The 14346-nt window shown below is 66.3% G+C and carries 13 protein-coding genes; all 13 read left to right on the top strand.

Going from position 1 to position 14346, the window contains the following annotated elements; translation table 11 throughout:
• The first annotated feature begins 253 nt into the window (after nt 1-253).
• Nucleotides 254-1189 carry a family 2A encapsulin nanocompartment shell protein gene (locus tag MKCMC460_RS19175; protein ID WP_236982253.1) on the top strand — a complete coding sequence of 312 codons (936 nt, stop codon included), beginning with the start codon at nt 254-256 and terminating at the stop codon, nt 1187-1189.
• Complete coding sequence (locus MKCMC460_RS19170; RefSeq protein WP_236982255.1) at nt 1176-3083, top strand: family 2A encapsulin nanocompartment cargo protein cysteine desulfurase; 1908 nt, start codon at nt 1176-1178, stop codon at nt 3081-3083. The genes MKCMC460_RS19175 and MKCMC460_RS19170 overlap by 14 nt, the downstream gene beginning before the upstream one ends.
• A gap of 252 nt (nt 3084-3335) precedes the next feature.
• Nucleotides 3336-4106, top strand: coding sequence for an ABC transporter permease (locus MKCMC460_RS19165; protein ID WP_236982257.1), 771 nt, complete (start codon nt 3336-3338; stop codon nt 4104-4106).
• A 13-nt stretch (nt 4107-4119) separates the two neighbouring features.
• Nucleotides 4120-4971, top strand: a complete 852-nt coding sequence (locus MKCMC460_RS19160) for an ABC transporter permease (protein WP_370652895.1) — start codon at nt 4120-4122, stop codon at nt 4969-4971.
• A gap of 3 nt (nt 4972-4974) precedes the next feature.
• On the top strand, nt 4975-6252 hold the full coding sequence (locus tag MKCMC460_RS19155; protein ID WP_236982259.1) for an MCE family protein: 1278 nt from the start codon (nt 4975-4977) through the stop codon (nt 6250-6252).
• Nucleotides 6249-7289: an MCE family protein gene (locus MKCMC460_RS19150; RefSeq protein ID WP_238304702.1), complete on the top strand. Its 1041-nt coding sequence runs from the start codon at nt 6249-6251 to the stop codon at nt 7287-7289. Before MKCMC460_RS19155 ends, MKCMC460_RS19150 begins: the two co-directional genes overlap by 4 nt.
• Nucleotides 7286-8473 carry a virulence factor Mce family protein gene (locus MKCMC460_RS19145; protein WP_238304701.1) on the top strand — a complete coding sequence of 396 codons (1188 nt, stop codon included), beginning with the start codon at nt 7286-7288 and terminating at the stop codon, nt 8471-8473. Before MKCMC460_RS19150 ends, MKCMC460_RS19145 begins: the two co-directional genes overlap by 4 nt.
• On the top strand, nt 8470-9789 hold the full coding sequence (locus MKCMC460_RS19140) for an MCE family protein (RefSeq protein WP_236982263.1): 1320 nt from the start codon (nt 8470-8472) through the stop codon (nt 9787-9789). The genes MKCMC460_RS19145 and MKCMC460_RS19140 overlap by 4 nt, the downstream gene beginning before the upstream one ends.
• Nucleotides 9786-10910 carry an MCE family protein gene (locus tag MKCMC460_RS19135; protein WP_238304700.1) on the top strand — a complete coding sequence of 375 codons (1125 nt, stop codon included), beginning with the start codon at nt 9786-9788 and terminating at the stop codon, nt 10908-10910. The genes MKCMC460_RS19140 and MKCMC460_RS19135 overlap by 4 nt, the downstream gene beginning before the upstream one ends.
• Entirely contained in the window at nt 10911-12410 is a 1500-nt protein-coding gene (locus tag MKCMC460_RS19130) for an MCE family protein (RefSeq protein WP_236982265.1), read from the top strand.
• A gap of 15 nt (nt 12411-12425) precedes the next feature.
• The gene (locus tag MKCMC460_RS19125; RefSeq protein ID WP_236982267.1) at nt 12426-13067 is read left to right on the top strand and encodes an Mce protein; all 642 of its coding nucleotides are present in this window, start codon (nt 12426-12428) and stop codon (nt 13065-13067) included.
• On the top strand, nt 13064-13735 hold the full coding sequence (locus tag MKCMC460_RS19120) for a hypothetical protein (RefSeq protein WP_236982269.1): 672 nt from the start codon (nt 13064-13066) through the stop codon (nt 13733-13735). Before MKCMC460_RS19125 ends, MKCMC460_RS19120 begins: the two co-directional genes overlap by 4 nt.
• Before the next feature lie 12 nt (nt 13736-13747).
• On the top strand, nt 13748-14251 hold the full coding sequence (locus tag MKCMC460_RS19115) for a CAP domain-containing protein (RefSeq protein ID WP_236982271.1): 504 nt from the start codon (nt 13748-13750) through the stop codon (nt 14249-14251).
• The last annotated feature ends 95 nt before the right edge of the window (nt 14252-14346 follow it).

Here is a 14346-nt window from a genome sequence, read left to right as displayed (position 1 = left end):
CGCGTGCGGACAAGACGCAGCTGGACCGGCTGTGGCATGGGACCACTATAGGGCATCGGAGGAATGGGCCGGTGCTGGGAAGAATCTGGGAGAGGTCTGCCAGTTCGACTCAGCTGCGGTTAAACGCTTTATCCCGGCGCGACCGTCTGGCTACCCTCGGCGGGCAGTCGCGCATTCGGTAGGGCATGATTGCTCTGCCAGTAACCCAGGCCGGTGCTTCAGCGTAGTCGGAATACGCACGGAAAGGACGACGATGGCCACTTCATCTCAGGGGGCGCAGAACGAATCCCAGGCGCTCGGCGACCTTGCCGCCAGGCAGCTCGCCAACGCCACCAAGACCGTCCCGCAGCTGTCGACGATCACGCCGCGCTGGCTGCTGCACCTGCTGAGTTGGGTGCCCGTGGAAGCCGGCATCTACCGGGTCAACCGGGTGGTGAACCCGGACCAGGTCGCCATCAAAGCCGAGGCCGGCGCCAGTGTCGACGAGCCGCTGCCGGAGACCTACGTGGACTACGAGACCAGTCCGCGCGAGTACACGCTGCGCACCATCTCGACCCTGCTCGACATCCACACCAGGGTCTCCGACCTGTATTCCAGCCCGCACGACCAGATCGCACAGCAACTGCGGCTGACCATCGAGACCATCAAGGAACGCCAGGAGTTCGAGCTGGTCAACAGCCCCGAGTACGGGCTGCTGGCCCAGGCCACCCCGGAGCAGACCATCCAGACGCTGGTCGGCGCGCCCACTCCCGACGACCTGGACGCCCTGATCACCAAGGTGTGGAAGACGCCCAGCTTCTTCCTGACCCACCCGCTCGGCATTGCCGCGTTCGGCCGCGAAGCCACCTACCGCGGTGTGCCGCCGCCAGTCGTGAGCCTGTTCGGCGCGCAGTTCATCACCTGGCGGGGCATCCCGTTGATCCCGTCGGACAAGGTTCCGGTCGAGGACGGTAAGACGAAGTTCATCCTGGTCCGCACCGGCGAGGAGCGCCAAGGCGTGGTGGGTCTGTTCCAGCCGGGGCTGGTCGGGGAGCAGGCGCCCGGCCTGTCGGTGCGCTTCACCGGCATCAACAAGTCGGCGATCGCCACCTACCTGGTCACCTTGTACACCTCGCTGGCTGTCCTCACCGACGACGCGCTTGCCGTGCTCGACAACGTCGCCGTGGACCAGTTCCATGAGTACAAGTGAGTACCGGTCGGTAGACGCCGAAAGCGACTTACCGGTCAGCGCCGGCGAACTCGCCGCCCTGGCCAGCCAGATCTACGCGGCCAGCATCCGACCGGGGCCGGACAGCCCCCCGCAGACCACGCCCGTCGCGCCGCGCGGAAACGTGCCGGACACGACGGCCGCGACGTCGGCCGGACGGACGGCGGCGGGTACCTCCGATCCGTTCCCGGCCCCGGTGCCCCTGGTCGGTTTGTCGGACGTCTACGTGCCGGCCCCGAGCTCGCCCGGGCCGGAGGCTGCCCCGCCGCAGACGGTGCCGGTGGCGCCGCGCGGCAATGTGCCGGACTCGACGGCAGCGCCGTCGAGCGGTGAGACTGCGGCCGCGGTGGCCGATCCGTTCCTGCCGCCCGGAGTGGTCGACCTGACGGCATTCGCCGTACCGATGTCGGGCATCGTCCCGACCGTGCCCGGTGTGCTGGCCGGTGCGGCACCTGCGGCTCCGGTGGCGCCGCGCGGTTCGGTACCCGGCTCGGCGCCGGGTTGGCTGCCCGAGGCCCCGTCGGTCACCGATCTGGGCTGGTCCGGCGCGCCTGTGGCCGCACCGGGCCGGGGCGGGCCCGGCGATGAAGCCAGCTACAACTTCCTGACCCGGCCCGAGCCGGTCCCGCAGTTGCCGGACGAGCACGAGGTCTTCGACGTCGCCACGGTGCGGGCCGATTTCCCGATTCTGCGCGAGACCGTCAACGGCAAGCCGCTGATCTGGTTCGACAACGCCGCCACCACGCAGAAGCCGCAGGTGGTGATCGACCGGCTGGCGTACTTCTACGCCCACGAGAACTCCAACATCCACCGTGCGGCGCACGAACTGGCCGCCCGGGCCACCGACGCCTACGAAGAGGCCCGCGACACGGTGCGCCGGTTCATCGGCGCACCCAAGTCCGAACAGAACATCTTCGTGCGCGGCACCACCGAAGCCATCAACCTGGTGGCCTACGCGTGGGGCGGTAAGCATCTCAAACCCGGCGACGAGATCGTCATCACCCACCTCGAACACCACGCGAACATCGTTCCCTGGCAACTGATTTCGCAGAAGACCGGCGCCGTGCTGAAAGTGGCGCCGGTGGACGAGGCGGGCAATCTGCTGCTGTCGGAATTCGAGGATCTGCTCGGGCCGAAGACCAAACTGGTTGCGGCCACCCAGGTTTCGAATGCGTTGGGCACGGTGACTCCGGTCGAGAAGATCGTGCAGCTCGGACACCGCTACGGCGCGCGGGTGCTGATCGACGGTGCGCAGTCGATTCCGCACCTGCCGATCGACGTCGCCGAGCTGGGTGTGGACTTCTTCGTGTTCTCCGGGCACAAGATTTACGGCCCCACCGGGATCGGCGTGCTCTACGGCAGCGAGGAGGCGCTCGCCGAGACGCCGCCGTGGCAGGGCGGCGGCAACATGATCGCCGATGTCACCTTGGAGCGGTCGCTGTATCAGGGCCTGCCCAACAAGTTCGAGGCCGGCACCGGAAACATCGCCGACGCGGTCGGGCTCGGCGAAGCGCTGCGCTACGTGGAGAAGGTGGGCATCGAGCGGATCGCCGCCTACGAGCACGAACTGCTCGAATACGCCACGCCACGGCTGGCCGACATTCCGGGTGTGCGGCTGGTGGGCACCGCGACCGAGAAGGCCAGCGTGTTGTCGTTCGTGCTGGCCGGTCATGAGCCGCTCGAGGTCGGCAAGGCGCTCAACGCCGAGGGAATCGCGGTCCGGGCGGGCCATCACTGCGCGCAGCCGATTCTGCGCCGGTACGGACTGGAGGCTACGGTTCGCCCGTCGTTCGCGTTCTACAACACCTTCGAGGAGATCGACGTCTTCCTTCGGGCAGTGCGCCGCATCGCCGAGGGCGGCGCCACCGTAGGCTGAGCGACGGGCGCTTTCCACACTTGTCTTCCGCCTGATTGCAAACCTCGGTTGTGCTCGGCAGTGCTCGTAAGCTGGCGTCGTGTTTCTATCTGCAACCAGGCGACGCGGCCTGAATTCTGTTGCGGATATTACTAAACCCTTGTCGCGCAAGGTAATACGGCCAGCCGCGAATCCCGTTGCCGCGTAAGCGTAACGAGGATCTGAGATGAGCGGTGCGTATTCTTCGACAACCCCGGGGGTTGAAGCGGTCCGATGACTATTGCTACGACCATGGCCAAGCCCATGAACGCGCTGGGCGGGTTCTTCCAATTCTGCGCGGACACATTCGTGGTGCTGGTGCGACGGCCGTGGGCCTGGCGCGAGATCTTGGAGCAGATCTGGTTCGTAGCCCGCGTTTCGATCTTCCCGACCATCATGTTGTCGATCCCGTACACGGTGCTGATCGTGTTCGTGTTGAACATTCTGCTCGTCGAGATTGGTGCCGGCGACCTGTCCGGTGCCGGCGCAGGACTCGCGTCGGTGACGCAGGTGGGACCGGTTGTCACCGCGATGGTCGTCTCGGGTGCCGGTTCGACGGCCATGTGCGCCGATTTGGGTGCGCGCACCATCCGTGAGGAAATCGACGCGATGAAAGTGATCGGCGTCAATCCCATTCAGGCACTGGTGGTTCCGCGTCTCATTGCGGCCACCTTCGTTGCGGTGCTGTTGTATTCGGTGGTTGCCGTCACCGGCCTGGTCGGCAGCTACGTCTTCGTCGTCTACGTCCAGCACGTCACGCCGGGCGCCTTCGTCGCGGGGATGACCCTGCTCACCGGGCTGCCCCAGGTGGTGATCTCACTGATCAAGGCAACTCTGTTCGGCATCTCCGCGGGCCTGATCGCCTGCTACAAAGGACTTTCGGTGGGCGGCGGCCCGGCCGGCGTCGGCAGCGCGGTCAACGAGACAGTGGTGTTCTCGTTCATGGCGTTGTTCTTCATCAACATCCTGACCACCGCGCTCGGCGTGAAGGTCACCGCCAAATGAGTCTGGCCGTGCTGTGAGCGACGCGACGCTGAGCGGCCCGTCACGATTCGCCGCCACCGGACCCAGGCTGGTGTCGGCCACGCGCAAGATTGGCGAACAGACCGCGTTCTACGGTCGCTCGCTGCTCAACATCGGCGAGGCGGTGCGCCGCTATCCCGGCGAGCTGCTGCGGTTGATCGCCGAAATGGGTATGGGCACAGGCGCTCTCGCGGTGATCGGGGGCACCGTCGGCATCATCGGCTTCCTCACGCTGACCACCGGCGCCCTGGTGGCGGTGCAGGGTTACGACACGCTGTCCAACGTCGGCGTCGAAGCCCTCACCGGCTTCCTGTCCGCGTTCCTGAACGTCCGCATGATCGCGCCCTGCACGGCCGGGTTGGCGCTGGCGGCCACCATCGGTGCCGGCGCGACCGCCCAACTGGGTGCCATGCGCATCAACGAGGAGATCGACGCGCTGGAAGTGATGGGCATCCGCGCGGTGACCTATCTGGCCTCCACCCGCATCATTGCCGGTGTCCTGGTGGTGATCCCGCTCTACGCCGTGGCGGTGCTGATGTCGTTCATCGCGGCCAAGTTCCTCACCATCTTCGTCTACGGCCAGTCCCGCGGCGTCTACGAGCACTACTTCGGCACCTTCCTGCATCCCACCGACCTACTGTGGTCGTTCGGGTCGGCACTGGCGATGGCCACCGGAGTGATGGTGGTCCACACCTACTACGGGTTCACCGCGACCGGTGGCCCGGCGGGTGTCGGCGAGGCGGTCGGCCGCTCGGTGCGATCCTCGATGATCGTCACCGCCTTTGTCTGCCTGTTGATTTCGCTGTCCGTGTACGGCCAGCACGGCAACTTCAACCTGTCGGGCTGACCCATGGGCAACCACCGCGACAGCAGCGACAGGGGAGCATTCCGGACGAACAGGGTCCGGGCGAACAGGGTCGATCCGATCTGGTATGCGCCGACCTTGTTCATCGCGGTCGCGCTGCTGATCGCCCTGACCGCGGGCGCCTTCACCGGTAAATTCGACGCCTTCGTGCCGCTGACCCTGGTGTCCGAGCGGGCCGGGCTGGTGATGGAGTCGGGCGCCAAGGTCAAGTTGCGCGGCGTGCAGGTCGGCCAGGTGGCCTCGATCGGCACCGACAGCAAAGCCGCTCGGCTGCAACTGAAGATGCAGCCGGACGCATTCAAGTTCCTGCCGAGCAACGTCGAGGCCGAAATCAAGTCGACCACCGCGTTCGGGTCCAAATACGTCGAGCTGACCGTGCCCGAACATCCCAGCCCCGCGAAACTGAAACCCGGCGCCGTGCTGCACTCCCGCAATGTGACGGTGGAAGTCAACACGGTCTTCGAGAACCTGCAGTCGGTGCTCCAGGCCATCGACCCGGCGAAGCTGAACGCCATCCTGTCCGCGTTCGCGCAGTCGGTTCGCGGCAAGGGCGATCGGATCGGGCAGGCCATCACCGACTCGAATCATGTTTTGCAGGCCGTCAATCCGCGTCTGGACACCATGCACCGGGACTGGAAGTTGTTCGGCAGGACGACCGCCGCGTACTCGACCGCGGCGCAGGATATTCTGTCGATACTCGACTCGGCGGCGACCACCAGCGCCACCCTCACCGACAATCAGCGGTCACTGGACGCAATGCTGTTGTCCGCCATAGGTTTCAGCCAGACCGGGATCAGCGTCATCGGCCGCAGCGAAGCGAACATCGTCCGGGCGATCAACCTGCTCGACCCGACAATGGCGCTGCTGCAGATGTATTCGCCCACCTACACGTGTCTGTTCCAGGGCGCCCAGTGGTATGTCGAGCACGGCGGCCGGGAAACCCTCGGGGGTAACGGATATTCATTCATCATGGACGCCGGGATGCTCTTCGGTGACGATCCGTACCGATACCCGAAGAACCTGCCGAAGGTCAACGCGACCGGTGGCCCCGGCGGCCGGCCCAGTTGTGGGTCGCTGCCCGACCCGAGCGCGAATTACCCGGTGCGGGCGCTGGTCACCGATACCGGGTGGGGTGCTGCGCCGAACGAGATCCGCACCAACCTGGCCGTCGGAAATCCCTGGTGGTCGAACTACTTTCCGACCACCAAGAACCCCCCGGAGCCGCCGCGTTACTTCTACCGCGGAGGACAGCCGCCACCATGAGTCAAGCTGGAAGGCCGGGCACCGCGAAGATCGCGGCCCGGGTCGCGCTGTTCACGGTGGTGTGCCTGCTGTTCACCTTCGCGTTGATCACGGTGTTCGGCCAGTTGCGGTTCGACGACCGCACCAACTATCGGGCGTTGTTCAGCAACGTATCCGGGCTCAAGTCCGGCAACTTCGTGCGTATCGCCGGGGCCGAGGTCGGCAAGGTCGGCGACATCACCCTGCACCGCGACGGCACCGTGACGGTCGACTTCGCGGTCGACCGTGGTTTGCGACTGACCGAGGGCACCAAAGCCGCAGTGCGCTACGAAAACCTGATCGGCGACCGGTTTCTCGCCCTGGAGGAGGGCGCCGGATCAACCCGCCGGCTGGCTGCCGGCGCGACGATACCGCTGGCGCAGACGTCGCCGGCGCTGGATATCGACGCCCTGATCGGCGGCTTCCGCCCGTTGTTCCGCGCCCTGGACCCCGACCAGGTCAATGCGCTGTCCGGCCAACTGCTGCGCATCTTCCAGGGGCAGGGCGGCACGCTGGCCTCGGTGCTGGCCCAGACCTCGACGCTGACCTCGACCCTGGCCGGCCGCAGTGAGCTGATCGGGCAGCTGATCACCAACTTGAACACCGTGCTGCACACTTTCGCCGCGCGCGATCATGAATTCTCCGACGGCCTGGACAAACTCGCGGAATTCGTCGACGGCCTCGCCCAGCGCAAGACCGACATCTCCACCGGACTCGCCTACGTCAACGCGGCCGCCGGCTCGATCTCCGACCTGCTGGTCCAGGCGCGCCAACCGATTCGCGACGTGGTGCACGAGACGGACCGCATGTCGGCTCAGGTGCTTGCCGACCGGGAGTACGTCGACAGCCTGCTGCACAGCCTTCCCGACGTGTATCAGGTGTTGTCCCGGCAGGGACTCAACGGCGACTATTTCGGCTTCTATTTCTGCGAGGTGCTGCTCAAGATGAACGGCAAGGGCGGCAACCCGGTCTACATCAAGTTGGTCGGTCAGCCCACCGGGCGGTGCACGCCGCAATGAGTTTCTTCAACAACCGATTCGGGGGCAAGCCCGGCAGGAAGCGCAGCCCGTTTCAGCTCGGGGTGATGGGCACTGTACTGGTGGCCTGCCTGGTGATCGTCGCGTTCCAGTACAACAAGCTGCCGTTCGTCAACGACTACGACAACTATGCGGCCTACTTCGCTGAGGCCGGCGGCATCAAGCCGGGCAATCAGGTCCGGGTGTCCGGCGTGGGTGTCGGCAGGGTCTCCGATATCCGCCTGGAAGGCACCAAGGTCCGCGTCGGGTTCACGGTCCGCAAGAAGGTCGAACTCGGGGACCGGACCGAAGCGGCGATCAAAACCGAAACGATCCTCGGCTCCAAGATGCTGGAGCTGACACCGCGGGGCGGGGGCCGGCTGGCGGGCGTCATTCCGCTGGAACGCACCACGTCGCCCTACGACCTACCCGATGCCCTGGGCGACCTGACAACCCAGATCAGCGGGCTGGACACCGCCCAATTATCCACGGCGCTAACAACATTGGCGGACACCTTCAAAGAGACACCGCCGAATCTGCGGCCGGCCCTGGAGGGGGTGGCACGGTTCTCGGACACCCTGAACAACCGTGACGCCCAGCTGCGCAACTTGCTGAGCAATGCCAATAACGTCGCCGGCGTGCTGGGTCGGCGCAGCCAGCAGATCGCCACCCTGGTGTCCAATTCCAACGCGCTGCTGGTGGCGCTGCTGCAGGAACGGGATTCGATCGACGCCCTGATGACCAGTCTGACCGCCGTCTCGCACCAGATCTCCGGACTCGTCGACGACAACCGCACCCAACTCAAGCCGGCGCTGGACAAACTCAACGGCGTACTGGAGATCCTCGACAATCGCAAGGAAGACCTGCAGCGCACCCTGCCCAAATTCAAGCGGTACGCAATGTCTTTCGGCGAGGTCCTGGGATCCGGCCCCTTCTTCAAGGCGTATGTCGCGAACCTGGTCCCCGGCCAGCTGAGCGGGCCGATCCTCGACTCCCGCATGTATGACCGGTATCTCGATCCCAACCAGCACCTGCCGTCGGAGTCGGTGGACCCGCCCACCGGGTCTGCGCCCGTACCACCCGAAGCCGCGCCGCAGCCTCTGTGGTCCCAGCCCCCCTCGCCCGGGCCGGCGCCGGGACCCCCTGCTGAGCCCGAGCCCGCGCCCGCCGCAGCGGGGGCGCCGTGAACGTCAATCGCCGGGTGCTCCGGCAGGTGACCGCCGTCAGCCTGGTCCTCACCTTGACCGTCGCCTCGTTCCTGGTCGGCCGGCAACTGTGGAAAGAGGTCGACAAGAACACCTATTCGGCGTACTTCGCCAACGCCAACGGCCTTTTCGTCGGGGACGAGATCCGCATTCTCGGCGTCGCGGTGGGCGTGGTGGACAAGATCGAGCCGCAGCCGAACAGCTCCAAGGTGACTTTCTCCGTCGAGAAGCAATATTCGGTCCCGGCCGACGCCCGCGCCGCGATCTTGTCGCCGTCGCTGGTGACTTCGCGGGCGATTCAACTCGTGCCGGCCTATTCCGGCGGTCCGAAACTGGCTGCCGGAGCGTCGATCCCGCTGAACCGCACCGCGGTGCCGGTGGAATGGGACGATTTCCGCCGCCAGCTGGAGAAGCTGACCGAGTCGTTGCAGCCGGCGGCGCCGGGCGGGGTGAACTCGCTGGGCACCTTCGTCAACTCCGCGGCGGACAACCTGCGCGGCGAGGGCGACACCGCGCGCGACACCATAATCAAGCTGTCCGAGGCGATTTCGGCGCTCGGTGACCACGCCGACGACATCTTCAGCACGGTGCGCAATCTGCAGTTGCTGGTGTCGGCGCTGTACTCCAGCAGTGATCTGTTGGCGTCGTTCAACCAGAATCTGGCCGGCGTGACGACAGTGCTGACCAACACGCCCAACGAAATCGCCAATGCGGTAAGAGGTTTGGACGGGGCGCTGGTCGATCTGCGCGGGTTTCTCACCGAGAACCGCGAATCGATCGGTATGACGTTCGACCGGCTGGGTTCCATCACCACCGCGCTCAACGACAGCCGCGCCGACATCAAACAGATACTGCATGTGGCCCCGACGGTGTTCCAGAACTTCGTGAACATCTACCAACCCGCGCAGGGCGCAATGACCGGAATCATCGCATTGAACAACTTCGCCGACATCCCCCAGTGGATCTGCAGCTCGATCGAGGCAGCCTCCCGGCGCGGCCTGGACCGGGTGTCGAAGCTGTGCCTGCAGTACGTCGAGCCGATCATCAAGAACCGCATCTACAACTACATTCCGGCCGGGCTCAACCCGTTCGTGGGGCCGCAGGCCCGTCCCAACGAGATCACCTACAGCGAGGACCGGCTGCGGCCCGATGCGCCCCCACCGCCCGAGGCGGTCCCGTCTCCGGACGCGGCGCCGGCCGTGCCACCGGGTCCCGCCCCGCCGCCTCGGCCGGGGCCGACCCTGCCCGACCCGGCGCTGGGCCTGGCCGGCCTGATGGTTCCGCAGGGGCCCGGATGATCAGGCGGACCGCGCTCGTCGGGCTCGCTGCCGCCTGCTTTGTGTCGCTGACCGGCTGTGACTGGCATGGGCTGAACTCGCTGAAGCTGCCTGGCACCGCCGGTGGGGGACCGGGCTCGTACACGATCCAGGCGCAGCTGCCCGACGTGGTGAACATCCAGGAGAACACCCGGGTCCGCGTGGACGACGTCACCGTCGGCAACGTCACCAAGGTCGAGGTCCAGGAATGGCACGCGCTGGTCACCATGCGCATCGATGGGGACGTCCGCCTGCCGGCCAATGCCACCGCCAAGCTCGGGCAGACCAGCCTGCTCGGTTCGATGCACATCGAACTGGCGCCGCCCAAGGACGCCCCGCCGGTCGGCCAGCTGGTCAACGGATCGGTCATCCCGCTGTCGCATGCCGGCATGTATCCCACCACCGAGCAGACCCTGGCCTCGGTGTCGGTGCTGCTCAACGGTGGGGGACTGGGTCAGCTGCAGGAAATCACCCAGGCGGTGGCCAAGGCGTTCGCCGGCCGCGAGAACGACATGCGAAGCCTGCTGCACCAACTCGACGAGTTCATTGCCGGCACGAATGCGCAAACCGACGACATCATCGCCGCCGCAGAGAATCTCAACGCGCTGACGGGCCAGTTCGCCGCCAAGGACCAGGTCGTCGACCGGGCTGTGACCACCGTGCCGAAAGCGCTTGCGGTCCTGGCCCAGGAGCGCGCCGCCATCGCCGACGCGATCGACCAACTCGGCAAGTTCAGTGCCATCGCGGCCGACACCGTCCGCCAGAGCAAGCAGTCGCTGGTCGAGAACCTGCGCAACATCGCCCCGGTGCTGCGCAGGCTGGCCGACGCCGGCCCGTCGCTCACCAAGGGTTTGGACGGGCTGGCGACCTACCCGTGGCCGACCTCCACGGTCCGCAACTGGTTCCGTGGTGACTACGCCAATCTCACGATGATCGTCGACTTGACGTTGAGCCGCATCGACACCGGCATCTTCACCGGCTCCCGCTGGGAAGGCAACCTCACCCAGCTCGAACTGCAGTGGGGCCGCACCATCGGCATGCAGCCCAGCCCGGCCACCGCGGGCAACCCGCTGACCTTCCCGTACCACGACGGGGGGTACTGAATGCTGCGCCTGAACCGCAAAACCTGGATTCAATTGGCCGTGCTGTTCGTGGTGACCATAGTTTCCTGTGGCGCAATGGCATTCAACTACATGAAGCTGCCCGAGACGTTGTTCGGGATCGGGGAGTACACCGTCAGCGTCGACTTGCCGCAGTCCGGCGGGTTGTACGAGAACTCGGTCGTCACCTACCGCGGCACCGATGTGGGCCAGGTCAAGTCGGTGAACGTCACCGCCACCGGCGTACGCGCCGTGCTGGCTTTGCGGTCCGGGGTCAAGGTGCCCGCCGACGTTCAGGCATCCGTGCACAGCCGCTCGGCGATCGGGGAGCAGTACATCGAGTTGACCCCGCTGTCGGGTCAGCAGCCGGAATCCGGGACGCAGTCAGGCCACGCCCGGTCGCTGGGCAACGGGGACGTCATCTCCGCGGGTCACGTCGACGTACCTGTCGACATCGGCCGACTGCTGGACATGACCAACCGTGCGCTGCAAGCGATTCCGCGGGAGAACCTGCGCACGGTGATCAACGAGTCCGATCGCGCGGTCGCTGGACTGGGCCCGGAACTGTCCCGGATTGTGGACGGGTCAACGGCATTGGCGATCGCGGCGGGACAGAACGTCGGCCCGCTGACCACGCTGATCGACCAGGCGCCGCCGGTGCTGAACTCCCAGGTGCAGACCGCTGACGCGATCGCGACGTGGGCACACCGGACCGCCGCGATCACGGCGCAGTTCCAGGCCCAGGATGCGGCCCTGCGGGATCTCTTGCGGCAGGGCAGTTCCGGGCTGGAAGAAGGCCGGACGATGCTCGACCGCGTGGCGCCCGCGGTACCGGTGTTGTTCGCCAACCTGGTGAGCCTGGGTGACATCGCCGTCGTCTACCGCCATGACATCGAACAGATTCTGGTGCTGGCGCCGCAGGGCATCGCCGTGATGGCCGGGTCGTTGGTCCCCAACACCGCCACCAAGCAGGACTATCGCGGTTTCTATCTGGACTTCAATCTCAACATGAACCTGCCGCCACCCTGCACGACCGGCTTCCTACCGCCGACACAGCGACGTTCGCCGGCCAGCGTGGACGCGCCCGACCGCCCGGCGGCCGAACTGTACTGCCGGCTGCCGCAGGATTCCGAACTCAATGTCCGTGGCGCGCGCAACATTCCGTGCGAGACCAAGCCGTGGAAGCGGGCCCCGACCGTCGAAATGTGTGAAAGCGACGAGGAGTACGTGCCACTCAACGACGGCTACAACTGGAAGGGCGACCCCAATGCCACCACCACCGGCCAGGGGGTGCCGCAGTATCCGCCGGGCCAGGACCCGCGGCTGCCACCGCCCCGCGGCACCGCACCGGCACCGGTGCCGCCGCCGGCGCCGGTGGCGGTGGCCACCTACGACCCGGCCACCGGCGACTACGTGGGACCCGACGGGCACCGCTACACCGAATCCGATCTGGCGCATCCACGTGCCAAAAACTGGCAGTCGCTGCTGGTGCCCACACCGTGAAAGGTAAGGAGCAATATGACCGACGAGCCGTCCGACCACGCCGGGGCCACCGGTGACACCGACGACACCGGTGAATCCGGCCAGGCCCCGCAGGTGACCGACGCTGATGTCGAGCAGCCGGACGCCGAGACGTCCGCGCGCCGGAGGCTGTGGCGGGTGCCGAATCCGCTTGGCCGCCTTACCCATGCCGGGCGCGCCCTAGTGGCCAGCGGGCTCGTCGTGGCCGCGCTCGCCGGCCTGACCGGTTGGCTCGGCTACCGCGGCTACGAGCGGCACCAGGCCCGGGTTCAGCGCCAGTTGTTCATCCAGACGGCCCGACAGGGCGCCGTGAATCTCACGACGCTCAACTACACCGAGATCGACGCCGACGTACAGCGAATCCTCGATTCGGCCACCGGCGCGTTCCGCGACGATTTCGAGCATCGGGCCAAACCGTTCATCGAACTCGTCAAAGCCGCGCAGTCGAAATCGGAGGGCACCGTCACCGAAGCCGGACTGGAATCCCAGCAGGGGGACTCGGCCAGGGTAATGGTGGCGGTGGCGGTGAAGTCGCGGACCGCGGCCGGTGAGGAGGCGCCACGGGAGTGGCGGATGCGAATCGAGGTCCAAGCCGTCGGCAACGATGTCAAGATGTCGAACGTGGTGTTCGTGCCATGACAACGCTGCGCGAACATACCGCCGAAACATCGACGCACGAAGAGGATTCGCCGTTCGACGAGACCACGCCGGCTGCCGAACTCGAAACAGCGGCAGCAGCCGAAGAGGCGGACGAACACTCCGCCGAGGACGTGTCCGATGACTCCGACGGTGATGCCCAGACCAACCGGCATCCGACGCCGATCGCGTGGGTGCGGGTGCTGGCCTTCGGCCTGCTGCCGGGGATCGCGCTGTTGCTTGCGCTGACGGCCGGTTATTTCAAATGGGTGGACCTGTCCGGGGCCGACGAATCGCAGGCGCGCGCCGAATCGGTGCGGGCCGCCAGCGACGACGCGGTCGCGCTGTTGTCCTACGGTCCGGACTCGGCGGAGAAAGAACTCGATGCGGCGCGCGAGCGGCTGACCGGAGAATTCAAGGATGCCTACACGTCGTTGACCCGTCAGGTCGTGATCCCCGGCGCCAAGCAGAAGCACATCATGGCTGCGGCCAAAGTGACTGCGGCGTCGTCGGTTTCGGCGACCCAGAATCACGCCGTCGTGCTGTTGTTCGTGAATCAGACCGTCACCGTCGGCGACGGCGGCACCCCCACCGACACTCAGCCGGTGATCCGGGTGACGCTGGACAAGGTCGGCGGGCGCTGGCTCGTGTCGCGCTTCGATCCGGTGTGAGCGAGGGACCCCATGACCGGTTTGATCCGATGCGCAACCCGCTCGGCGGCTGTCGTCGCGCTCGCGGCGGCAGCGGGATGGGTGGCACCTATCGCCGGCGCCGACAACAAGCGGCTCAACGACAGTGTCGTGTCCGGCGTCTACACGATTCAGCACCGAAACGGCTGCACGAACGACGTCGTGATGAACAACTCGCTGTACCTGGCCGCACAGTGGCACGCCGACGACATGATCAACAACCGAAACATCAACGACGACATGGGATCCGACGGTTCGACCCCGCAGGGCAGGGCTGAGGCCGCCGGGTTTCGCGGCCGTGTCGCCGAGACCGTGGCGATCAACCCGGCGCTGGCCATCAGCGGCCTCGAAGTGATGCGGCAGTGGACCGACAACCCGGATTATCTTGCGATCATGCGGGATTGCACGAACACCGCGATGGGTGTCTGGTCGAACAACAGCCTGGACCGCAGCGTCGTGGTCGCCTTGTACGGCCAGCCCGAGCAGCGGCGACGCTGACCCGGCGGGTGCACCAGATTAAACTCACCGTGATTGAATCCGGCCCTCGTTAAGCCCGCGCGGATCGTGGGAACCCAAGGCAGCACGTAACCAAG

Source organism: Mycobacterium sp. 20KCMC460 (assembly GCF_022179425.1).
GTDB lineage: Bacteria > Actinomycetota > Actinomycetes > Mycobacteriales > Mycobacteriaceae > Mycobacterium > Mycobacterium kiyosense.
This window is presented reverse-complemented; position numbering and strand designations above follow the sequence as displayed.